This window comes from Paenibacillus sp. LC231 (genome assembly GCF_001860525.1).
Classification (GTDB): Bacteria; Bacillota; Bacilli; order Paenibacillales; family Paenibacillaceae; genus Paenibacillus_AQ.
In genome coordinates this window covers 48,860-72,828 of record NZ_JFOM01000006.1, presented here as the reverse complement: position 1 = coordinate 72,828, position 23,969 = coordinate 48,860, and the positions used below count along the sequence as shown (strand labels likewise).

The 23,969-nt window shown below is 49.2% G+C and carries 17 protein-coding genes; all 17 read left to right on the top strand.

What is annotated here, in order from left to right:
- Positions 1 to 69: 69 nt before the first annotated feature.
- The 17 genes from AK95_RS34455 (at position 70) to AK95_RS03180 (ending at position 23,958) form a co-directional block, all read left to right on the top strand.
- Entirely contained in the window at positions 70 to 654 is a 585-nt protein-coding gene (locus tag AK95_RS34455; RefSeq protein ID WP_071218493.1) for a nitroreductase family protein, read from the top strand.
- Positions 651 to 1,097: a nitroreductase family protein gene (locus AK95_RS34450; RefSeq protein ID WP_071218492.1), complete on the top strand. Its 447-nt coding sequence runs from the start codon at positions 651 to 653 to the stop codon at positions 1,095 to 1,097. Before AK95_RS34455 ends, AK95_RS34450 begins: the two co-directional genes overlap by 4 nt.
- Before the next feature lie 241 nt (positions 1,098 to 1,338).
- Positions 1,339 to 2,256, top strand: coding sequence for an HPr(Ser) kinase/phosphatase (gene hprK / locus AK95_RS03250; RefSeq protein ID WP_071218491.1), 918 nt, complete (start codon positions 1,339 to 1,341; stop codon positions 2,254 to 2,256).
- A 167-nt stretch (positions 2,257 to 2,423) separates the two neighbouring features.
- A complete protein-coding gene (locus AK95_RS03245) occupies positions 2,424 to 3,218 on the top strand; it encodes a DUF2935 domain-containing protein (protein WP_071218490.1) in 795 nt (264 codons plus the stop codon).
- Between the two features lie 422 nt (positions 3,219 to 3,640).
- Positions 3,641 to 5,146, top strand: coding sequence for an arylsulfatase (locus tag AK95_RS03240; RefSeq protein ID WP_201259345.1), 1,506 nt, complete (start codon positions 3,641 to 3,643; stop codon positions 5,144 to 5,146).
- Positions 5,147 to 5,259: 113 nt separating this feature from the next.
- On the top strand, positions 5,260 to 5,511 hold the full coding sequence (locus tag AK95_RS03235) for a hypothetical protein (RefSeq protein WP_071218489.1): 252 nt from the start codon (positions 5,260 to 5,262) through the stop codon (positions 5,509 to 5,511).
- 61 nt (positions 5,512 to 5,572) lie between these two features.
- The gene (locus AK95_RS03230; RefSeq protein WP_071218488.1) at positions 5,573 to 6,226 is read left to right on the top strand and encodes a M48 family metallopeptidase; all 654 of its coding nucleotides are present in this window, start codon (positions 5,573 to 5,575) and stop codon (positions 6,224 to 6,226) included.
- Positions 6,227 to 6,482: 256 nt separating this feature from the next.
- On the top strand, positions 6,483 to 7,085 hold the full coding sequence (locus tag AK95_RS03225) for a histidine phosphatase family protein (protein WP_071218487.1): 603 nt from the start codon (positions 6,483 to 6,485) through the stop codon (positions 7,083 to 7,085).
- A gap of 76 nt (positions 7,086 to 7,161) precedes the next feature.
- Positions 7,162 to 9,756, top strand: a complete 2,595-nt coding sequence (locus AK95_RS03220) for a winged helix-turn-helix domain-containing protein (protein ID WP_071218486.1) — start codon at positions 7,162 to 7,164, stop codon at positions 9,754 to 9,756.
- 158 nt (positions 9,757 to 9,914) lie between these two features.
- Entirely contained in the window at positions 9,915 to 14,354 is a 4,440-nt protein-coding gene (locus AK95_RS03215; protein WP_071218485.1) for an S-layer homology domain-containing protein, read from the top strand.
- 206 nt (positions 14,355 to 14,560) lie between these two features.
- The gene (locus AK95_RS03210; RefSeq protein ID WP_071218484.1) at positions 14,561 to 15,385 is read left to right on the top strand and encodes a GNAT family N-acetyltransferase; all 825 of its coding nucleotides are present in this window, start codon (positions 14,561 to 14,563) and stop codon (positions 15,383 to 15,385) included.
- Positions 15,351 to 16,475 (top strand): copper amine oxidase N-terminal domain-containing protein, encoded by a 1,125-nt coding sequence (locus AK95_RS03205; RefSeq protein WP_235612974.1) that lies wholly within the window; start codon positions 15,351 to 15,353, stop codon positions 16,473 to 16,475. The genes AK95_RS03210 and AK95_RS03205 overlap by 35 nt, the downstream gene beginning before the upstream one ends.
- 219 nt (positions 16,476 to 16,694) lie before the next feature.
- Complete coding sequence (locus tag AK95_RS03200; protein WP_071218483.1) at positions 16,695 to 17,999, top strand: ABC transporter substrate-binding protein; 1,305 nt, start codon at positions 16,695 to 16,697, stop codon at positions 17,997 to 17,999.
- 34 nt (positions 18,000 to 18,033) lie between these two features.
- A complete protein-coding gene (locus AK95_RS03195) occupies positions 18,034 to 19,770 on the top strand; it encodes a sensor histidine kinase (RefSeq protein WP_071218482.1) in 1,737 nt (578 codons plus the stop codon).
- Entirely contained in the window at positions 19,742 to 21,394 is a 1,653-nt protein-coding gene (locus tag AK95_RS03190) for a response regulator (protein ID WP_235612973.1), read from the top strand. The genes AK95_RS03195 and AK95_RS03190 overlap by 29 nt, the downstream gene beginning before the upstream one ends.
- Positions 21,395 to 21,595: 201 nt before the next feature.
- A complete protein-coding gene (locus AK95_RS03185; protein ID WP_071218480.1) occupies positions 21,596 to 22,924 on the top strand; it encodes an ABC transporter substrate-binding protein in 1,329 nt (442 codons plus the stop codon).
- Positions 22,925 to 23,031: 107 nt separating this feature from the next.
- Entirely contained in the window at positions 23,032 to 23,958 is a 927-nt protein-coding gene (locus tag AK95_RS03180) for a carbohydrate ABC transporter permease (RefSeq protein ID WP_071218479.1), read from the top strand.
- Positions 23,959 to 23,969 lie beyond the last annotated feature (11 nt).

Below are 23,969 nucleotides of genomic sequence, written 5' to 3'. Positions count from 1 at the left end.
TGTTCGCTGTTGCGATCCTTGAAGAGTTCGAAGGGGAATTCAAGCGAGCAATGGCTGGGGGTTGAAAACATGAATTACATGAAGACGATCAGAGAACGAAGAAGCATCCGCAAGTTTAGCTCCACTCCCGTGGACCAGGAGCTGGTGGTAGATTTACTCTACGCTGCACGGCAGCTTTACCCTTCCAGAGAGGAAGTGGTCTTCCGAAGCATTTATGCGGGGACGGCGGATGCGAAGGAACGTTTGGCTTCCAGTATGCTGGAACCCTTGGTGAAGAACAGGCTGGTTAAATGGCTGCCGGAGAAGGTTCGGGATTTCGTTCGGAAGAGGGTTACCGATATACCTGGCCATCTCATTATTATTGCCTCTACTGATGCGGACAGAAGGAAAAGTGATATGAATTATGCAGCGGTCTGCGGGATCATGCAAAATTTTCAGCTTCTTGCCTGGCAGCGTCGGCTCGGTACATTATGGGACACCGAACCGATGATGCAAAGCAAAGAATTATTCGATCTGTTGAAACTGCAGTCCAATGAGAGACTGGTTGGTATTTTTCATCTGGGTTATTTCGATAAGGCTCCAAGAGGCAGAGCACGAACACAAGCAGAAAAGAAATGGACGATATTAACGAGCGGTGGAGGGGGCATTGGATGAGTTATAGCGCTAGACCCGTTTCCGAGAATCATATTTTGGAATTATTGAATGTTGCTGTATGGGCTCCTAATGACGGAATGCGGGAACCTTGGCGGTTTATATTTATCGGCTCCGACAACACAGACGTGCTATCTGATTTACAGGATCAGGCTCCGGCTTATCTGATATTGGTCATTAAGGAAGATCAGGATCCGCATAAAAGAGAAGAGGATTACGCAGCTGCAAGCTGCCTCATGCAAAATTTCCGTCTGCTTGCTCAGGATCGCATGCTCCATGTACGAATGACGATGAATGACTGGATTTATGATAGAGTATGCACCCGTCGATTTGATGTTCATGATGGTGAACGGATCGTTGCCGTGCTGGAAATGGGATACGATGGACAATCCATGGAGCCTGTGAAGGTAGAGGACGCGCGTGACCTTACCTTTGAGTTGTTGTAGATGGGTGCCCTGCAAGCCTACGATAAGGATCACATTATATACTCACAAGAGTCGCCATAATTGGCGGCTTTTTTGATGTATCACTAACGGCGCATGTATATAGACAGTCGTAGCCGTCATTGATCGCTGATGATCTGGAAGATTGACGCTGTCTGATAGTATGGAAGCAAATAGGCAGGAAAGTACCTGTTGTTCGTTGAATATATCCGAATACATACTGCAATCGCAGGAGGAGAACAACATGAAGTCGATCACCGTTCAAAGTATTACGGAAATTTTTCATTTGGAAGTACTGGCAGGAGCCAATCGCATGGATCGCATGATTACCCGTCCACAGACGCACAGGCCGGGACTGGAGTTTGTCGGGTATTTCGATTTTTTTCCTATGGAGCGCGTGCAGGTGCTCGGTCGCAAGGAAATCAACTATTTACTGACGCTTACCATAGAAGAACGCAAGTTACATATCGGGAATATCGTCAAATATCATCCGCCGTGCTTTATTGTCACGTCAGGACAGCAGGAGATTCCTTATCTGACCCTTTTCTGTAACCAAGAGGGCATACCGTTATTGCGGACAACAGAGACGACTACGGAATTTATCGCCAAGTTGGACAGTTATTTGGTAAAGACCTTGGCACCGGAGATGTCAATCCATGCGGTATGTGTGAACGTATCGGGCATAGGAATCCTGCTTCGGGGTAAATCCGGGATTGGCAAAAGCGAGACAGCTCACACCTTGATCAGACGAGGTCACCGGTTTGTGGCAGACGATATTGTTGTGCTTAAAAAGCTGGGCCCTTCGACTCTTCTTGGCACACACAATGAGACAACCCGCGAGTTTCTGGCGCTGCGAAGCATCGGTCTGATCAATGTGGTTCGTCAATACGGGCGCACGGCATTTCAGGACGAAACGCGAATCGTGCTCGATATTGAGCTGTCGCCTTGGCGTGAAAATTCCCTAAACAACGAGCTGGAGGCGGTGCCTCAGTTTACAGAGTATCTAGGCATTCAAATTCCGCATATCGAGGTTCAGCTTCAGCCGGGACGCGACGTCGCCAGTCTGATCGAGGCGGCGGCCAACAATTGGTATCTGAAACAACTCGGATACAGCGCGGCTGAAGACTTTATGAAACGGATCGAAAACGAAATGCAGTCGTAAGGCGGCGCTAGGCAAACAATGGAACACGTTCTATCCCGTATTTTGTCGTGAATGATGCTCGAGCCGCAAATATGGTTTGATATGGTTTTGATATCCCTTCCGCGTTCTACTCCGCTGTCAGCAGCATATATTTTCTGAGAATAACGCTATTGGGAGGGGCAAGATCAATGAGTGATCCCTTGTATGAGCACCGGTTTTGGCTACAGATTCTTGGCGACCACTGTCGTTTTATTTTTACCGCACTTTCCCCCAAGGAGAAAGGGGATATCGCTACAGCAGAGTCCTTAATGGCTAGATTTGATATGCTGCTTGGGGAGTCGCGGCGACCCGATGCCTCCACATTCATCGAGAAACTGACAAAGGATGCCTATAAAGCCACTTATGAACTGCGCGAGTTCAAGCTGAAATTGCTGGAACGACAGATTACAGGCAAAATTGATTTCCTTCTGACACCTTCCTTTGTCAATCATATGGTAAATGAATTGGAGGAATACCTGCGGATATTACAGGCGTTACAAGAAGGTAAGGGCGTACCTCTGTTTCATCCCTTGCACTATGATATGGTTTGGCTGCAGGATGCATTTGGTCATGCAGCAAGCCTGGCGGCCGATCTTGATTTTGCTGAAAAGCCGTTAATTGCAAAAAGCATGGCGTTTCAAAAAGATTTTGAAGGCTTTTATCTAAAGGCGGTAGAAATGACGGGTTATTTAAGGACCCAATTAAAGGATTTTCCTGCTATGCGTAAATTCCACGCTGATATAGATCTGGAAATGAGGGTGTTCATGCACTTTTTGGCAGAACTCGAAGAATTTGAACTGCGCGGGGAGGTGTTGGACCGGATTAATCCGCTGATGCCAGATCATATGTATCGTGAAGAGTGCTACTATTTGTCCAAGTTGGCTGCACTGGGTGAAATACAGAATCCGAACTGCGATCCGACGAAGCCGAGAGTCACGGGTTGAAGAATAGTAACGTAAGCCATGCATCCTGATCGAAAGCTTGTCTTGCGATCCATGCTAATGAGGTTCGTCAGGAACTAAGCAGGGTAGCCCGTGAACTATGAAGATAATCGGATGCCCCCAGTACGCCGAAATAAGATGCGATGGCTTCAATGGATCGTGGAGCAGTTTGCCAGCATCAAAACGAAAGGAGCCGCAAAATTGCGGCTCTTTTTCACTTATAAGGTGAGACTCATCAACTGTTCCTTGTACAGGGACATTAGGAGTTCAATAAAAGGAAATGAATGAATTCGGACGAATACTTTCAATAGAACATCTCGTTTATGGGAAACTGCAATGCGTTATTAGTCAGTGGGTGCCGTCCCGATAAAATGGAGTTGACCAAAACCAAGAAAGCGCGGGGTGTAGTTGAAGGGGGAAAAGTGATGAATTCGAGTCAAAATCTGGGAAGGCCGAATGTTTTGCTCATTACAGTCGATCAAATGCGCTTTGATTGTCTCAGCATAGCGGGTCATCCTGTCGTCGAGACGCCTAATCTGGACGAGCTTGCGAGGACTGGTGTGCGGTTTAGCCGTGCATATTCAGCCACACCGACCTGTGTACCTGCAAGGGCAGCCATATTCACCGGGCAATCACAGCGGGCACATGGCCGGGTAGGCTACCAGGACTGTGTGCCATGGGATTACAAGAGAACGCTGCCGGGGGAACTGGCCGGTGCCGGTTATCATACACAATGTATCGGCAAAATGCACGTCTACCCCGCACGAAATCTGATGGGATTCCACAATGTCATGCTCCACGACGGTTATCTGCATCATAACCGCAATAACCATAGTATTCCGATGCAGGAGCATTACGATCAAGTTGATGATTACTTGCCATGGCTTCGTGAAAGAGTACCCGGCGCGGATATGATTGATCTCGGTCTGGATTGCAACGCATCGACCGTCGCCCGTCCTTGGCATTTGGCAGAAATGCAGCATCCGACGAATTGGGTGGTAACGCAGTCTATTGATTTTTTGCGTCGCCGGGATCCCGGAAAGCCATTCTTCCTGTGGATGTCTTTCGTCAGGCCCCATCCACCGTTCGATCCCCCGCAGGCGTATCTGGATCTGTATGAGGATGCCGATATTCCGGAGCCGCCGGTTGGTGATTGGGCGCAGACGGAGGACCCCGATCTGGCAGGGTACTCCCCTATCACAGGGCGGGGACTGGTACCGAAACGCCGCTTGCGTAAAGCGATGGCTGCCTATTACGCCCTCATTACGCATCTTGATCACCAAATTGGCCGCTTCTTGCAATCATTGAATGAATATGGAGAGCTGCAGAACACCGTGATTCTGTTTACATCGGACCATGGTGAGCTGCTTGGAGACCATCATTTATTCCGGAAGTCTCTTCCGTATGAAGGAAGCACCCATGTGCCGTTCATCGTCAACGATCCGGGCAACCGATTAGGCTTGCAGCGCGGCATGGTGTCGGATCAAGTGGTGGAAATGCGGGATATTATGCCTTCGCTGCTGGAGGCGGCTGGCGTGCCTATACCGGATACGGTCGAAGGAGAAAGTATCTGGAGACTTGCCTCAGCAGGAAAGGAAGAAGGGCTAAGCACTCAGACATGGCGTCATCATCTGCATGGCGAGCATGCACAAGGGGTACAGTCCAATCACTGGGTGACTGATGGGAAGGAAAAGTACATTTGGTTCTCCCAAACGGGTGAGGAGCAATTTTTTGACCTGGTTCTTGATCCGCTAGAACTGCATAATGCGATTGCGGATGAAGACCGTCAAGAACGCATCAGATATTGGCGCTCTGTGCTCATACAAGAGCTCGATGGACGTGAGGAGGGTTATACGGATGGGCAGCAGCTGATCATAGGCCGGAAACCAACCGCAACACTATCCCATATCTTGAATGGAACGGATTCTTGAACGCAGAATCAGCAAGATAAAATAAGAAAAAGGGAGAAGAAGCGGCCAAAACGATTGCCGGCATGCAATCCAAAACATGGCGAAACGAAGTGGCGCCACGGGGAATATGGGAAATGATCAAATATAAGCCAAGCAGTACAGCAAATCAAATCGAAGCATCCGTTTTGATTTGCTCTGGTGAGTTCGATAAGGAGACGCAGGGCCCCCAAACGGCAGAGCTTATCAAAAGCCTTCCTAAAGCGGAGGTGAAATCGTACCCCGTTACGCATTTCGAATTTTATGAGCCCGGTATTCGGGAGCGGATCATATCCGATCAGATCGATTTTCTCCAGCGGAATTTTTCCGTAAATCCTGCCACCCAATAGAGGAGGATTCGGTTCAATTCTGTTACAATGGAGATACATCCTTATAGAAACGAAGTTGAATATGAAAATTGAACTAGGACAACAACAAATAGAATGTCATGTAGAATACGGTCCGCGCCAAAAGATGTCCATCCATATCGATCCTTCAGGTCTGGTTACGGTGAAGGCGCCGAATCATACAGGTGATGATGCCGTGCTAAACGCCGTAAGGCAGTATGGGGATAAGATTTTGAAACAACTGCAAGCGATTGAGTCAGCTCGAAATGCTCCGAAGGTGAAAACATACGAAGAGAGTGGCAAGTTTCTGCATCTTGGCCAATATTATTCGCTTGATGAGTTAATCGAGACCCATGGGCTGACGGAAGATGCGCTCCAACATGAGCTGAAGAAGTTCTACTTTGCCAGCTGCAAGAAGGTGATCGGGGAGAGGATTAAGATCTATCAGAAGCAGCTGAAAGTCTCGCCTAAATCCTTCACCATTGAGGAGTCGCGAACGAAGTGGGGCAGCTGCAGCTCTTCCAAACATCTCACCTTCAATTACCGTCTTGCGATGGCGCCCCTTGAGGTCATTGACTATGTGGTCATTCATGAGCTCTGCCATCTCATTCACATGAATCATGATCGCTCTTTCTGGCGACTTGTTGGCAGCGTGATGAAGGATTACAAAGCGAAGGAAGCGTTCCTCGCGAAGTATGGACACGCCATGACTTTATAATAGGATGGAGAACAAGCTGTACAGAATGCGTTAGCATGGACGTAAACAAGCAGCTGAGATCTGGCCAAACGAAACGAATCAAGTTCAATAACAAAAATACATGCAAGGTCGAGCCGCCAATTTGGCGGTTTTTTTTATTATCCGTTAACCGCGGCGTTGTGTCTTTCCATATAATCCAAAACGATGTAATATCTAATTAGATATTCGTTTAATTTGATCACTATCTAATCGATGGGTGTATGAAAGGAATGATGATATGAGCACAGAATTTTATCTTGTCAGACATGCTGAGAAAGAAAAGCGTGTTGGAGATGTTTCCATTACACCCGAAGGGATAAAGCAGGCTCGTAAAACAGCAAATCATTTTAGTGAAATGTCCATTGATAAAATGATTAGCAGCCCGCTGAATAGAGCAAAGCTGACCGCTCAGATTGTGGCTGAAGCAATTCATATAACCGTATCAGAGGACAGTCGGTTGCGGGAACGTGCGAATTGGGGAGACTTTCCTGGTCAAACGTTTGAGGAGTTTGTTGAGATGTGGAATCGCTGCACCAAGGAACGAGACTATATGCCTCCTGTTGGAGATTCCGCAAGAAGAGCCGGTGAGCGGATGACTTCCTGCTTATTAGAGCTGTCTCATCAACATCCATACGAAACCATTGTTATTGTGACTCATGGCGGTTTGATCACAGACTTTATGGTAAACGAATTTACCGAGGAAGAGTTGAACCATAAACACCCGAACTTTATCATTGCACAAAGTAATCTGGTCCCAGAATGTTCTATAACTCATATCAGGTGTTGTAATGGACGCTTTACATTAATCGATTTTACCAACACAGCGCACTTAACCCGTTGACAATAATCCGAATTTCGGGTTTTATCATGAATAAAACCAAATATACGGCCCACAGAGGCTAACGAAAAGAGGTTGCATGATACAAGAGAGAGATGAAAGGCATTTCTTGCTTCTAACGAAATTAAAACTGCCCCAGCCCCATGATCAAACGGTTCCGCGTCCCCGTCTGCATGCGCGATTGAATGCGGGACTAAACCACAGGGCGACATTCGTTACGGCTCCCGCCGGATACGGTAAAACGACGCTGGTCAGTGATTGGGCCAGACAACTGGACCGACCCGTCGGGTGGTTATCGCTGGATGACAAGGATAATGACCTTATAAGATTTTGGAACTACTTCATGAAAGCGATCGAGCAGGCCATCGGTAGTTTGTCAGACTCCGTCCGTACTTCAAACGCAATGCTGAGCCCGGGCCAATACGAGCCATTTATGGTTGCTCTGTTAAACGAATTGAACGGATTGAAAGAGCCGGTTATCCTGATATTGGATGACTGGCATGTCATACATAATACGGATATCCAGGCGTCCGTCTCGTATTTTATAGAGTATTTGCCTTCCCGCGTGCATCTATGTTTCTCAAGTCGAAGCATCCATGGATTTTTGAAGTCGAGATGGATTAGTCGGGACTGGATCCATGAAATCCATACCCAGCAGCTGAGTTTTAATTTGCAGGAGACGGTGAATTTCTTCCAAATCGTTGAAAAGAGAGGGCTGCAAAGGGAGCAGATTGAACAAATTCATATCCAGACCGAGGGATGGGTGACAGGACTCAGGCTGATCTCGTTGTCTATCCATGATGAAGAGTGGAAGGGAGCTTACAAGCACGTACAGTCCAACCCTGAACGCGTCGAGCTTTATTTATTCGAAGAAGTATTTGAATCGTTGGACGAGCCAACGAGGCGATTTCTGTTGAACGTCTCTATTTTACAGCGGATGAGCGGGCAGCTATGTAAGGTTGTAGCTGGCGAACAAGGTGCACAGCTGCTGGCGGAGCTGGAAAAACGCAACATGTTCCTCATCCCGCTGGATGAAGATAGGGAATGGTACCGATTTCATCATTCATTCAGCGAATTTTTACTGAAGCGGCAGCGACGCCTGGATCCGGCTAAGACGAATGTGCTCTTCCAATCGGCTGCTGCCTGGTGTGAAACGCAGGGACTGCTCGAAGAAGCGATAGATTACTACTTGGCCGGAACTTGTTATTCGGAAGCGATACGTCTGCTGGAACAGATGAGAAGCTTGATGATCCGCAGAGAATTTTCGACCATGAAGGTTTGGTTGTCGGCAATTCCCGAGGAACTGCTTATGCAGTATCCTTACCTTTATTTTTCTTACATTTTTTCGTTATTGTGGTCCCAGGAACTGGAGCTGTCGGAACGGTATTTACAGCTAGCGGAGAAGCATTATGCTGCTTCCTCTGCAAGCTGGAGTCCGGAAGAGAATGATCGCTATTTGGGATACTTGTATTATGTCAGGAACTTTAAAGCGACCCAATATGACATGGACATGATCAAAGGGCTGGAGTATATCCGTCTGTCACTTCAGCATAGTCCTACAGGAACGGATCTGATCTTCGCATCTCCTCATATGCCTCTATCTCCTTCTATATACAGGTCATACAATGGCAAGCGGGGCCAGCATTTGCCTCGGGGCCTTTCGGATACGTTCTTTTTGAGCATGATCGAATTCATGAAACCAATGGGCCTGCAGGATTCGGTCGTGGTTTGTTATGGCGAATTACTCTACGAACGCAACGAGCTGGAGCAGGCGGAGGATTACTTGAAGCTGGGATTACATGGGACGAGTCAGGCCCATTACCAACCAGAGAAGGTATACGTTCCCGCGAGTCTTTTTCTGGCACGGATCAGCACATCCAGACAGGACATCAGTCAGGCCGAAAAATGGCTGGAAGAAGCCTATAGAAGGGCGATTGAGGATGGCGCTAAGGCAGCCCCTATCTTGCTCGATGTCGAAATGGCTCGTCTGCGAATGGAATCCGGAGACTTGTCCGCAGCTGTGGAATGGAGGGATCATTACAAGGTCTCGTCGGATGATCCGGTATCCGTTTATCAGCTATTCGTCTATATCTTTCTCGTTAGGGTGTTGATGGAGACCGGCAAGAGCCAGGAGGCATGGGCGTTATCTGAGAGATTGCTGCAAATCGCGGTGAAAGGCCATCGTCCGATGGACGCCTTGGAGATCCAAGTGCTTCAGGCGATGATGCTGCAGGTGTTGGATAAACCGCAACAAGCGCTGCTCAAGCTGGAAGAGGCACTAATATTTGCGAAACCCGATGATTATATCCGTGTGTTTGTTGATAAAGGCTATCTGGTGGCACAGCTGTTAGGGGAATATGTCCAACATCGTCAAAAAGGGAACATTCGAGATAAAAACGCGCCTTCACTGGCCTATGTGCGGAGAATATTGTCCGCTTTCGGAGGAACAGCCGAATCTTCGGCACAAGGCAAAGCAACATTAGAAAAGCTTCTGACACCGCGCGAATATGCGATATTTCGTTATATGGAGGAAGGGATGGACAATCCGGCGATCGTTGAATCGCTCGGTATCGGAATGGGGACCTTGAAGGCGCACATCAACCGCATTTACAGCAAGCTGCAGGCGAAAAACCGAGTCGAGGCGATTACAAGAGGTCAAGAGTTCCAGGGTTAAACATCATAGGTTGTAACAGCAGGCTCGCCCGCACGGCGGGTCTCTTTTTATGGTGTGATCTATAACCGGGCCTATAACCGGGGTTAGATTCGAACTCGCGAAAAATCCAATATAATGTTCATCGTGGCAACTGAATAACGAAAGGAAGAAAAGACCAGATGAGACGCATCTTCTCTATTTTGATGGCATTATTGCTCGTGATCGGCATCATTCCGTTTCAAGCATTCGCCCTTCCGAATGATCCCATGTCCGGTGATGGGACGGCGAACAATCCTTACGTCATTACAACATTAAATCAATTAAACGCCGTTCGTAATGATTTGAACGCTCATTACAAGCTCGGAGCGGATGTCGATGCTTCGGAGACGGCAAATTGGAGTAATGGAGCTGGCTTTGTACCTATCGGCTACGACGGAAACGGTAATAACCCGTTCACCGGTGTCTTCGATGGAGCGGGTCATGCCATCCGCAATCTGACCATTAATCAGCCCAAAATGGACATTGTCGGCCTGTTCGGGATGGTAGGCTCCAACGGGGTGATCGAACATATCGCTCTCGAAGGAGGTTCAATCATAGGAAACAGCCATGTGGGCGGGCTGGCAGGACGTAGCGATGGAACCATTCATCGATCCTACGTTACCGGAACGGTTAGAAGCCATAGGGCCACCGTCGGAGGGTTGGCAGGATACAATGGCATTAACGGTAAAATAACCTCCTCCTACACTACGAATGCCGTCACCGGCACCGATTATGTCGGTGGTTTGGTAGGGCGTAATGACGGGACGGTGAGTGATTCCTATGCTGCCGGCAGGATCAGTGGCGCCTCTATAGTCGGCGGGTTAGTAGGGGACAATGAAGGTGGGGAAATCATCCGTTCATACGCCACGGGTGCCGTCAGCGGGAGCGCTGGACACGTCGGTGGACTGGTCGGTTATAATATTTCTGCTCTCATTAGCCAGTCATATGCCACGGGAGCTGTCCATGGTGAAAATGCTGTCGGCGGTCTTGTGGGCAGCACGGGCCACGGATCGATTGTACAGTCATACGCCACCGGCTACGTTAGCGGGCGCGATCAATCTGTGGGCGGTCTGGTTGGGAGTAATAGTGGGATATTGAGCGACAGTTTCTGGGATGCCGAAACTGTCGGCTTGAATAGCGCCTGTGGATATGATACATATGGATCCTGTACCGCGAGCAGCCTCACGACTTCACAGGCACTAACCCAATCAAGCTATTCCGGCTGGGATTTTAACAATGACTGGTTTATGGTCGAGGATTCGACGCGCCCATTCCTTCGCTCCGAATGGTCGGCCGCAATTTGGAACTCGCATCAACTGCAGCTGATGGCCATGGATCTGTCAGCGAATTACACATTGACGCAGGATATTGATTTCGACACGACGTTTACTGACAACAGTCGCTCCGATATGTGGGCTACGAGTACAGGGAACGGTTTCGGCTTTGAACCGATCGGTAATGACAGCACTCCGTTCACAGGTACGCTCGACGGCCAAGGATATGATATTAAAGGCCTGTATATCAACAGGAGCAGTTTAATGAGTGTCGGAATGTTCGGTACTATTGCTGGTGGTGAGGTTCGAGACGTTCATTTGAAGAACGGGAATGTCACGGGCGGCCCTCAGACAGGCATGCTGTCGGGACAGAACGGCCCCGGTAGTCAGATTATAGAGGTCCATGTTATGGGAAATGTTACCGGAGCGGACAAGACAGGTGGTCTGGTCGGGAATAACGACGGAACGATCGGCAGTTCTAGTTCAAGTGTTGCGGTCAATGGAAAAGACGAAGTCGGCGGTTTGGTTGGAAGGAACAGCATAGGAAGTGTAACTGAAGCTGTGTATGCTGCCGGGAGCGTTAGCGGAAACAGTCACATCGGTGGATTGATCGGCTTGAATACGGGTTTGGTAAATAATGCATATGCAACGGGTCAAGTTAATGGTCAATACAATGTCGGTGGATTGGTCGGACTCCATGATATGAATAGCCAAGTTAACCTGTCCTTCGCCGCCGGAGGCGTTGCCGGAATGCATTTTGTAGGGGGCCTCGTGGGACGGAATGAGAGCGGCAAGGTGCATGATTCGTACGCCATCGGTTCCGTTTCCGGTCGTTACGACGTCGGCGGCCTAGTGGGAAGGAATGTCGGAGACATCAAGACTACTTATGCCGTCGGCAGGGTAACCGGCAGCGGCGAAATCGGCGGCCTGGTCGGACGGGAGTTCGGCACGGTTAAGGCGAGCTTCTATAATAAGGAAACGACCGGGCAATCCGATACGGGCAAAGGTGAACCGCTGCTTACATCAGAACTGAAACAGCACACACTCTTCGGCACCGAGTGGGACTTCAGCGGAATCTGGGTGTTACAGGAGGGAGTCATGTTTCCTGTTCTACAAGGAATTGCAGCTAACCTCGAATGGGACGCTGCCCCGCCAACCATCTCCAGTGCGAAGATCGAAAGCGGGCATCCGAACAGCGTCATTGTGACCTTTGATGAAGCAGTCAGCCTCACTAACGCCGGTGGAATTGCAATTACAACGGACGGGAAGCCTTCTACGATTACTCGGGTGAACGGATCGGGAACGGATACGCTTGTTTTTAACGTAGAGAAAGCAATTGAAGAAGACCAGCAAGTTCTCCTGTCCTACGATAAACCATCTGGAACCATTTCCGACCTGGCAAACAATGCGTTGCTCAGTTTAACGGATCGAATGGTCGATAACCTGACACGTCCCGTTGACCATACACCGCCATCCATCGCTATTACGATGACAACGGCGGATGGAATGGAATACGTTGATCGCACATGGAGCAATCAAACGGTTAACGTAAGTGCAGCAGCATCTGACGAGTCTGGCGTCACTTCATTTACGTATTCGCTAAATGACGGAGTGTTGTGGAGCCCTTATTTATCTGATATCGTCCTCCGTGATGAAGGTGTTCATAACATCTCGTTCAAAGCCGTTGATACAGCGGGCAATGAATCGATTGAACGACGCACAGTCTGCATCAGCACAACCGGAATCACATTGACGCCTACACTAGTGAAGGCGGACGGAAGTGAATATACGAGCGGGGAATGGAGCAGCTCGAGCGTAACCTTGAGCGTCTATGCCGAATCGGCAGTCAGCGAGATCTCCAATCTGACCTATACGCTGAACGGGGGGCTTCCACAAGTCTACGAGAACAAAGCACCCATCGAAATTTCGAGCGAAGGCGAGACGAACATTCGATTTGAGGCGTCCAATCAAGCAGGCAATACGTTATTCCTCGACATCACAGTGAAGATTGACCATACGCCGCCAATGATTACGATTTACCCTAATGGCAGCGAAATGCAGGTTACATCGGTAACACCGAGGGTGACAGTCATTGATTCTGGAAGCGGTATAGATAAAGCCTCGCTGGAGTTTCAGTGGACGACCGATTCGTCCATACCAGCCACAGGCTGGAGACCGTTTGCGAGCGAGGCCACGCTTATGAAAAGCGGCGTAGACGGTGATTGGTACTTGCATGTAAGAGCACAAGACCAAACAGGTAATGCCGCTAACGTGTCGTCCAGCCGGTATCGTTTGATAACGCAGAAGGCGAGTGAAGAAAGCGATTCAAATCTCACTAACGGTAGCGATGTATGTTCACTGCCGAACAACGCCTTTCTTGTAGGCCTGGAAGGGAGAACCATTGCTTTTGAAGGGGGGCAGATTCTCATCCCTGCTAAAGCACTGAATCGACCATTTTGTTTATCCATAAATCTAACACTTCCAGATGGTGATAAATTTCTTCTATCTGAAGGAGAGCGAGTAGTTAGTAAAGTCGTTGAGTTTAAGAAAGATGTAACCGGAACATTCGATCAAGACGTAACCATCAGCCTGAAATTTGACGCCAACACCATACAACAAGGCAGTCATGAGCTCCAACTTCGTCAGTTTAATGAAGAAACGAAGGAATGGTTAGCGCTGGATAACCTCAACATAGACTGGGATGCGGGGATAATAAGTGGTACAACCGACCGCGTTACTCAATTTGCGATTTTTGCGAGAACGATTGTGCCTGTTGAAATCGGTGTTGCGTTTACCGATATAAAAGGTCATTGGGCGCAAAAGAACATTGAGAATCTCGCAGAAAAAGGGATTGTGAACGGTTATACAGACGGGAGCTTCAGACCTGACCGTATGATGAGTCGAGCAGAATTCGCTGCAATCTTGGTTCAAGCATTGGGACTCACTAGCAAAGGGAATAAGGAATTCGCTGATACAACGGATCATTGGGCGAGGCTAGCCATTTCAACAGCGTATGCTTACGGAATTATTCACGGATACGATTCGGTTTCCTTTGGCCCCGACGATTTCATTACACGCGAAGAAATGGCACAAATGGTGGTTCAAGCCTATCAATTGGATCATCCCCTTACTAACAAAACCTTTATCGATCAGAATAAGATTGCGGCTTGGGCACGGAAAGCGATGATGATTGCAGTAGATCATGGAATCATGAAGGGTTATCCCAACAACATGTTAAAACCCCAATCTCATGCTAGCCGTGCAGAAGCGATTACTGTGATTTGGCGAGCCATGGAAGTAAAATAAAAGGGCATGAAGTAACGAGTGTTGAATAAGAGAAGGACTTGTTGGCATTTAGCCACAAGTTCTTTTTTCTGTGGGCAGTAAGTCAACGTCCTCTCATCATGTAAGTATGATAAAGTAGAACTCAGCAGACAAATATGTTGTCTCCCGGCTAGGGTATGAATATATATAACTGAGTTTATTGATGCGACAGTTAATAAGGAGGAAACATGTTAACGACACGACAACTACAAGCTATTGAACAATTGCAAAAAGAGTGTGAAATTCATGATCATGTACAACTGAAGCTTAACTGGGACATGCTTAGAGAACGCAATACGGAGTCGTTCGATTATTTTCATTATGATGAGAATGGCGAACTTATAGCATTTTTAGGACTGTATGCGTTTGGTTCTACTGTCGAGGTATGTGGCATGGTAAAGCCAAGTGAACGTCGAAAAGGGCATTTCGGGCGGTTGTTTCACCTGGCAATGGAAGATGTAAAATCAAATGGATACAAGAAAATATTGCTGAACGCGCCTGCAGGATCCGATGGGGCAGTATTCTTTTTGAATAAACAAGGTGCTGAATATGCATTCTCGGAGCATCAAATGGAATGGCGGCATACGCCTCTGGAGGACACGGACGATATTCTTCTGAGACAGGCAACTGAAGAGGATTTCGAAATGAGCGTTCATTTGTCCGTAACGGCGTTCGGATTGGACGAAGATGACGCCAGAGCGATGGAAAACCACCGTTTTGCGGATCATGCGGATACGCTCATGATTGACGTGAACGAAGAAACGGTTGGAAAACTTCGGGTGAGCCGTGAAGAGGGGCAGGCGTGGATTTATGGTTTCTCCATTTTACCGGAATATCAGGGCAGAGGCATAGGCAGAAAAGCGCTTCGCCAAGTCGTTAAAGAGCAAAGCTCTGCCGGTTATACGGTACACTTAGAAGTCGAAACGAGAAACGACCACGCTTTGAGATTATATGAGTCGGTTGGATTTGAGGCAGTGCATGTACAAAATTATTATAAATATGAATGCAAATGACAAAATGATATATGTGCAGAAAAGTCGCCATCAGGGCGACTTTTTCATTTTAACTGCGAATCTTCAATTTAACGTATATCTATTGAAGTCTATTTATTCTGCCGATAATGAAGGTGCGTATATTTTTGATCATTCAGGAGGAATTATCATGAAAAAAACAGTCATCCTGCTCACCAGTGCGGCACTGATGTTTGCGACCGCTGCAGGCACGATCTCAGCCAAACCGGCTAACACCCCACCTGGCAAGACAAGTAACGTGGCATCGCCAAAAGGACCTAAAGAAAAAGAAACTCGAAATGAAGAGCATCAAATCGATGAAGTCGAGGCATCGGTTACGACCAGCAAAGAAGAAGACCAAGTTGATGATTCCGCACCTTCAGAAACAGAGAGCACAAACGACAGCTCCACCGATAAAGCGGACGCCAAGAACAAAGGGCACCAAGGATACAAGGGTTTGCTAAATGCCATACAAAACGTGGAAGATAAACCGGCAGGCCCCGTTTTAGCGAATATTTTGCTTACCGAATATGCGGCCAAGCTGACGGACGAGCAACAACAACAGCTGGAAGCCATTATTGAAAAGGACAAGGCGTTAGAAGCGGCTGCGGGCATGCTTGAAACAAACGGTAACGTAACTGACGCTGTGTATCTGCAAGAAGAAGCCATTCAAGCAAATTTTAAAAATCTGGATCTATACAAAACCTTGGATAAGCTCAACAAAAAGGCAGGTAAAAAGAATGGGGTTCAGCTGTATGTGAACGGCGAAGCTTCTGACACCGAGCCTTTTGTCAAAAAAGGCAATACCTATGTTCCTTTTCGCGCTATTGCCGAGGCTTTGGAAGCAGAGGTAATATGGGATCCTGAAAAGCGTTCCATCACCGTCACGAAGGACGGGGTGAGCATACAACTCCTCATCGGCAGTAAAACAGCAACCGTTAATGGCAAGAAGGTCTCGTTGGATGCCCCGGCTACCGTTACCAAGGGCAATACGTATGTACCCGTACGCTTTATAAGTGAGGCATTGAATGCAACCGTCAAGTGGGAATCAGAAAGTCAGACCGTTGTTGTTTATGAAGAGGAAGCAGAATAGGTAAATTTCTTAGCCGCTAATCTGGAATGAGATCAGCGGCTTTTTTGTTTAAATAAAGTCTTTGATAAAGAGGGGGATTTCGTCTGCCGAAAAGCCGTATGAGAGTCAGGACTATACTTGATGTTAAATATGTGTACCATATGTTAAATTTTTTCAGTGTCTTCTTCATTGTAAACGCTTTAATATCGATTTATGACCGACTGAACAGGAGGGGGAGTTATGGAGGTTGCAGGACGTTTCTGTAGGGTGTTATGGATTGTCGTCATGATGGTGTCGGCAGCTGGATGCATGGCGGGGAGGAACGGAGCTGACAGCAGCATGTCCGAATCGGAACGACCGTTTGACAACGTGCGGATTACCGCATATATGGCCAAAAACCCGGTTGCGGATATCCTTCGCGCCCATCTTCCCGAATTCGAGAAGGAGACGGGCATCAAGGTTGATTTTCAAGCGTTGACCAATGAGCAGCTCAGCCAAAAGATGTCCGTTCAGATGACCGTAGGTAGCGAAAGTCCCGACGTGTTCATGATCCGGCCTTTGGAAGAGCTGAGTTTGTATGAGAACAATGGCTGGCTAACGCCCTTGGAATCGTATGCCGTATCGGATCCACGTTACGACTTTGCCGATTTTTCGTCAACGGCGCTGGAATCGGTAACGGTGAACGGAAAGCTGCTTGCCGTCCCGCTTTCAACCGAGCAGCAGATTCTATTTTATCGCAAGGATTTGCTGGAGAAAAAAGAAATCGAAGTGCCGCAGACTTTGGACGAGCTGGAAGGGGCGGTCAAGCAGGTGCACGATCCCGAGCGTGGCGTCTACGGTTTTGTTGCAAGAGGGCAGCGAAGCGCTCTCGTCACCCAGCTCTCGTCCTTCGTTTACTCCGAAGGCGGAAATTTTACGAATGAGGATCAGGCGGTGCTGAACTCAAAGGAAGCGGTCAAGGGTATTGAACGGTATGTAAGGCTCCTCGGAAAATATGGTCCACCGGATGTGCTGAACTACAGTTGGACTCAGTCCGCGGAGTTGTTCGCTCAAGGAAAGGCGGCGTTTTTCACCGATGCCAGCGCGATCTACCCCATGCTCACGCAATCAGGACTGGCGAAGGAGAAGATTGGGTATGCGCTGTTTCCGGCAGGCGATGCCGGCCGCAAGCCCTACAGCACTACCGCTTGGGGCATCGCGATCAATGCGAAATCGGCCCGCAAGGATGCGGCCTGGGCTTTCATCAAGTGGGCCTCGGGCCGGGACATGGTGCTGCAAGCCCAGAGGATTGGTAACCCGGGAGCCCGGAGCTCGCTGTGGCATGACAAGGAAGGCATCTCCGGCTTTCCGGAGGAGCTGATTCCGGTAATCAATGAATCCATCCCGATCGGAATGAGCTATGATCGTCCAAAAGTCATTCACGTGAAGGAAGCACGGGACATTATCGGCAGCATCGTGGTGAAGGGACTCATCGGCGAAGATGTCGGGGTTGCTGCGGAGTCGGCAAACGTTCAATTGCAAGAACTTATCGACAGCGAGAAGTAGAGCGAATCGCTCTGACACGGGGGTATGTTTTTTGATGAAGCGGTTAAGAACAAGTACGTTTGCGAAGCTAACAACACTGCTGGCGGTCTTGGTTATTCCGATTATTTTGCTGTATGCCTACTCCCATCAGGTCAGCATCAACGTCGTTCGTTCGGCTGTGGAGGAGGGCCAGCGGAACCGACTGACGTTCTTCATGAGTCAGATGGACAACATGATCGATCAGCTAACCAAATATTCGGTGATTGCGAGCAATGATGACGGGATCAAGAGTTATCTGGCGGAGCGCTCACGAAGCACTCTCATGGAACGAATCGACAGCCAGCAGCGGATCACGGATATGTTGAATATGCAGATTGCAACGAGCAGCTGGGACAGCCAAATTCTAATGTACGTAATGCAGTATCAAGAATTGCTGACTACCGACTTGTCGGCGAGGTATGATGCCGAATACTTGGCTCATGCCCATGAGCAGAACTGGTCTTATCATCGGGATTCGCGAGGACAAGCTTTTTTCAGCTGGATGAGAACGTCCGCTTCTTCCCAGGATCTGATCGTGGAGGTCCGTTTCACCGACCAGAATCTGGTCAATATGCTGAATCGGTTGAAACAGGATGGGGACAGCGAGCCATTCCTGTTTGCACCTGACGGAACTGTTATTGCCAACAGCACATCGGTCGAGGAGACGATACAAATGGCGGCCGGCATCCTGAACGAGATGCAGCTTGGGGAAGAGGGCAGCCGAATCGTGCAATCCGGGCAGGGCAAATATGTAATGAATTACGTCTTGTCCAGCAGTTTGGGCTGGTATCTGGTGGATTTCGTCCGACTGGACAGCGTTTATTCTCCGATCACTTTAAGCAGCACCCTCTTTTACATTTCCGTATCGCTCCTGCTTGTTCTCGTCTTACTGCTGACCTTGTTGTTGTACCGCAATGTTCAGCGTCCGATTTCCCGCCTGCTTCATGCGGTAAGAAGGATCAGGGACGGTCAATATATGACGCGTCTGAAGGATGTGCCGAAGAACGAATTCATGTATCTGTTCCATTCCTTCAATAATATGGCGGAGCAGATCGAGGAGCTCATCGAACGGGTATACAAAGAGTCTTTGCGATCCAAGGAAGCCACGCTTAAGCAGCTCCAATCGCAAATTAACCCTCACTTCCTGTATAACTGCCTGTTCTACATCAAGAACATGGCAAATCTCGGTGAGAAGGAAGCTGTCGTAGCCATGGCCCTGAACTTGGGGGAGTATTACCGATACACGACTCGACTGGAAAATCCGACCGCGCCGCTTGAAGAGGAAGTGAAGCTGGTGGACAATTATTTAACGATTCAGATGCTGCGACTTCAGCGCCTAACCTTCGAGATCGAGGTTCCCGAAAGCATGATGCAGCTGGAGATTCCGCGCTTATTGCTCCAGCCTATCGTGGAGAATGCCGTCATTCATGGCGTTGAGGATCAATTGGATTTTGCGATGATTCATATTTCCGGAGAAACCGAAGGTAGTCGATGCAGAATCAGAATTGACAACAACGGCCAGGGCATGGACGTTGGCATCATCGACAAGCTGAAGCGGCAGGTCGAGGAGCCATTGAACGAAAGCGGGGGATTCGGTCTGTGGAACATTCATCAGAGACTGATCACCCGGTACGGCAAACATGCGGGTTTGACCTTCTCGGAATCGCCGTCAGGAGGGCTTCGCGTAGAATTATGCTGGGAAGATCCAAGTAGGGCAAGGGGGGATGATGTTGTATACATTGCTGATCGTTGATGATGAAGCAAGCGTAGTAGAGGGGCTGGCGCATACGATACCTTGGCAGACAATCGGGATTGATGAGGTGCGCAAGGCATACTCCGCTTTCGAAGCGCTGGAAATACTGCAGACGCAGCCGGTCGACATTATGATTTCCGACATCACGATGCCACGAATGAACGGGCTCGAGCTTATCGAGATCACGAGATCGAGATGGAAGAAGATCAAAACGATCCTGCTGTCAGGTTATGCCGAGTTTGCTTACGCGAAAGAAGCCATAACGCTTGGCACTTACGAGTACCTGCTTAAGCCCGTCAGCGACGAAGTCGTGCTTGAAAAAGTAGGCGGAGCTGTGGAATCGTTGCGGCAGGAGCGTGAGTCCAGCGAAACCTACAACCGTGCGGTTCAGGCTTTTCAAGCTAATCTGCCTCAAATTCGAGGCGAATTTCTGAATCAGCTGCTTCAAGGCATGAAATCACCGAAGAACGTTTGGGCCGAAAAACTGGAGCTGCTTGAAATGAAATCCGCCATCGGCAATCAAGCGGCCTTGATGCTCGTACGGATGGAGGACCGCTTGACGGAAATGAGTCCTTATGACTCCTCCATCATGGAGTACGCGATCGGTAACATGGCGGACGAGATCTTCGGGGAACGGTTTCGGTTGTGGCGATGCAGGGACATACACGGATATCTCGTCTTTTTTGTTTTTGTAAGCGATGAATCGGCGGACAGGATGCACCCCCATGAGCATGCACAGGAAAATGAACTCAAGCATCTCGCGGCGCAGTTACAGATGAACGTCAGCCGTTACCTGAAAGGAACGATCTCCGTCCTGATAGGAAAACGAGGTTCCTTTCCGGAAGATGTCCGAAAGCTGTATCAGGACAGTCTTTTCGCTTTGCGCCGCCATATCGGCAGTCACAGTGATATGTTCGTTTACGCAGAAGATGAAGAGGAGCTTCATCCGGTCCGTTCCTTGCAAAAGTGTTATGAGCCCCCGCTTCTCCCTCATTTGCTGGAATCCGGCAGTTGGAAGCAGATCAAAGAGAAGCTTGAGCAGATCCTCAAGGAATTGTCGCTCGCGCACAGCCAATCGCAGGAGCATGTAATCGAAGCCTTTTTCTTTATATACTCCTCGCTAAGTGCCTATGCGCACAAGAACGGACGCAGTCTGGCCGATATCGTCGGAGCGTCCCTTGCGGACGTAACGGGACTGTCGCAATGCACAACCGCGGCCACGCTCGGCAAATGGGTGGGTCAAGTGCTGCCTCTACTGGAGTCTAGCGCCGAACAGGCAACCCGCAGCGACCGGAGCGCTTCCGTGTCCCGGATGAAACGGTTCATACGGGACCATCTGTCTCGGGATATTTCCCTTCAAGCCATTGCGGATCATATGTATATGCATCCGGTTCACGTGTCCCGCCTCTTTAAAATGGAGACCGGATCGAACTTAAGTGATTATGTGCTCCGGTTGAAGATGGAGCAAGCGGCCGAACTGCTGGCCGACCACTCCTTGAAGAGCTTCGAAGTTGCCCTGAAGCTGGGATACCACAACCCGAACTATTTTATTCGGGTGTTCAAAAAGTATTATTCCGTGACGCCCCAAGAATACCGAAACAGCTTGGAAGCCGGAAAGCCCTAATAAAGCCTGTATGCCGTCCGTTTCCAGCCATGCGTTTGCGCTGGAAGCGGGCTTTTTTTTGTGTAATTCGGCCGCTGCTTTCGATAGCGTCATCATGTTAAGTAAGGAGAGCGGATGTTAAGCCTATATCATTTAACCCTGTTTATGAAGTCTTTACAATAAATGGTGTAAGGACATTCCACTATATGCTGAGGGGTGAACATGATGAAGATGAAGAAAACCTCTATACGATGGATAACGGCAGCTTTAACCATGATATTGATGGCAGGATGCAGCGTAGGGGGAACGGGAGGCAGCGGATCGGGGAATGCCGATCCGGGGAAGGAAACCCTGACATTCTGGATGAAGAAGCAGATGTTCGAAGAGCAAAACCAGATGATCCAAGAGAGGGCAAAGCAGTTCGGGGAAGAGCATGACGTGAATGTCAACGTGGAGTTTATCGCGTACGAGGACTTTTATCCGAAATGGTCGGCAGCCATCGAATCGGGTACAACGCCGGACGTCTCCTTCTTCGGCTACCAGGAAGTCGGACAATTCTACGCCAAGGACGTTCTCGAGGATGTTACCGACGTTGTGGGCAGCGTGGAGAAGGCAAACGGGGAAATACAGGACAGCCTGAAAACCTCCGTAACGTTTGAGGACAGGCTTTACGGAGTGCCGTTCTGGACCGAGTCCACGGCTTTATATTACCGTAAGGACATGCTTCAGGCTGCCGGATACAGCGAGCCGCCTGGAACCTGGGAAGAATTCCGCGAAATGGCGAAGGCACTTTCGGATCCTTCCAAAGGGATATACGGTGCAGGACTCGGTTACGGGAAAGGCAATTCGGATGCCGAATGGCTGACCCGGGCGATCATCTGGTCCTACGGAGGTTCCCTCGATATCGAGGACGGCAAGAACGTGGCGGTGAATTCGCCCGAAACTCTTCAGGCGGTTCAGCTGATCAGGGACATTTTCATCGAAGATAAGGTGACGCCTCCAAGCTCTATCGGATGGGATGACAGCGGCAATAACAAATCGTATTTGAGCGGCCAATCGGCCATGATCTTCAACGTCGGCAGCTTGGCTGCGACGATCAAGAACGATAATCCCGAATTGTACGAGAATACAGGGATCGCGATGCTGCCCGCAGGACCGAAGGGAGCCGTAGTGCCTGGCATTAGCAATAATCTGGGCATATTCAAGGCATCCCGGAACAAGGAGCTCGCCAAATCCTTCATCGAATATATGGCGGACAAAACGTGGTACGGCCAGTGGGTGCAGAACGGGGCTCCTTTGACCGGTCCGATCTACACGGATCTGGCAAACGAATCCGTCTGGCAGGAGGAGAAGAACAAAGGATTCGTCGACTCCATCGCACATTTCGCTTTCCTTGGATACCCTGGGGCGTATAATCCGAAAGCTGGAGAGATTTATAACCTTCGATATGTCAACGACGTCTTCCAAAAAATGCTGCTGGATTCAGGCTTCACGGCCCAGCAAGCAGTGGACGAATTACAGAGTAAGATCGAGGCGGTATACGCGAAGTAGGGTTATGACTTAGCCGCGCATCAGGCTACCGCAGTCCGAATACAAGGCATCGATGCAAGGTCCGTGGCTGCGGACGAGCCTGAAGCAACAGAAAGAAGGTGCTCTCAATGAAAAGCTTGGAAGTCCAAACAACACCGGGGAAGACCCCGGCGCCTAGGCGGGAACAAGGCGGTACAAGCAGCAGGCTGGCCTACCTCCTCATGAGTCCGGTACTAATTTATTTGCTGGCTGTCATGGCGCTCCCTTTTTGCTGGGCGGTCTATCTTAGCTTGACCAATAAAGTAGTCGGCGTTCCCGAAACATTCATCGGCTTGCGGAACTATGCGGAGCTGTTTACCGATTCCGTGTTTTGGAAGGCGGTATGGAACACGGTTGTCTTTACGATGGTGGCAGTCATTCTGAAAGCGGTGTTCGGGATGATTATGGCGCTCGTGCTCAACGAGAACATCGTCGCCCGAAACTTTTTCAGGGTGATGCTGTTTCTTCCGTGGACCATTCCGACGATCGTTTCCGTTTTTACCTGGCAGTGGATTTATTCCGACGTCGGCGGCGTGCTGAATGCCATCCTCCTCAAAACAGGGATCATCGACAGTCCCGTCGGCTGGCTGGCCACACCGGACCTGGCCATGTTCTCCGTCATTCTCGTCAACGTGTGGCGCGGCATTCCGTTCATGGGCATTGCCATTCTGGCCGGCCTGCAGACAGTGTCCAAAGAGATGTATGAAGCCGCCATGCTGGATGGAGCGGGAGCAGTCAAGCGGTTTTTCTACATGACGCTCCCCTCGGTAAAAGAAGTGACCATTCTATCTTCCGTTATCACCACCATCTGGACGCTGAACGACTTCGAGATCATCTGGCTTCTGACACGCGGCGGCCCGGACAATGGCACGCAGGTGCTGTCCACGCTTAGCTATACCGTTGGCTTTCTGAACATGAGTCTCGGTAAAGCCATTGCGATATCCCTCATTACGCTGCCGCCGCTGATCATGCTGATCCATTATGTGACCAAGCGTTCGCTGGCGTCCGACAAGTAAGGAGTGATCTT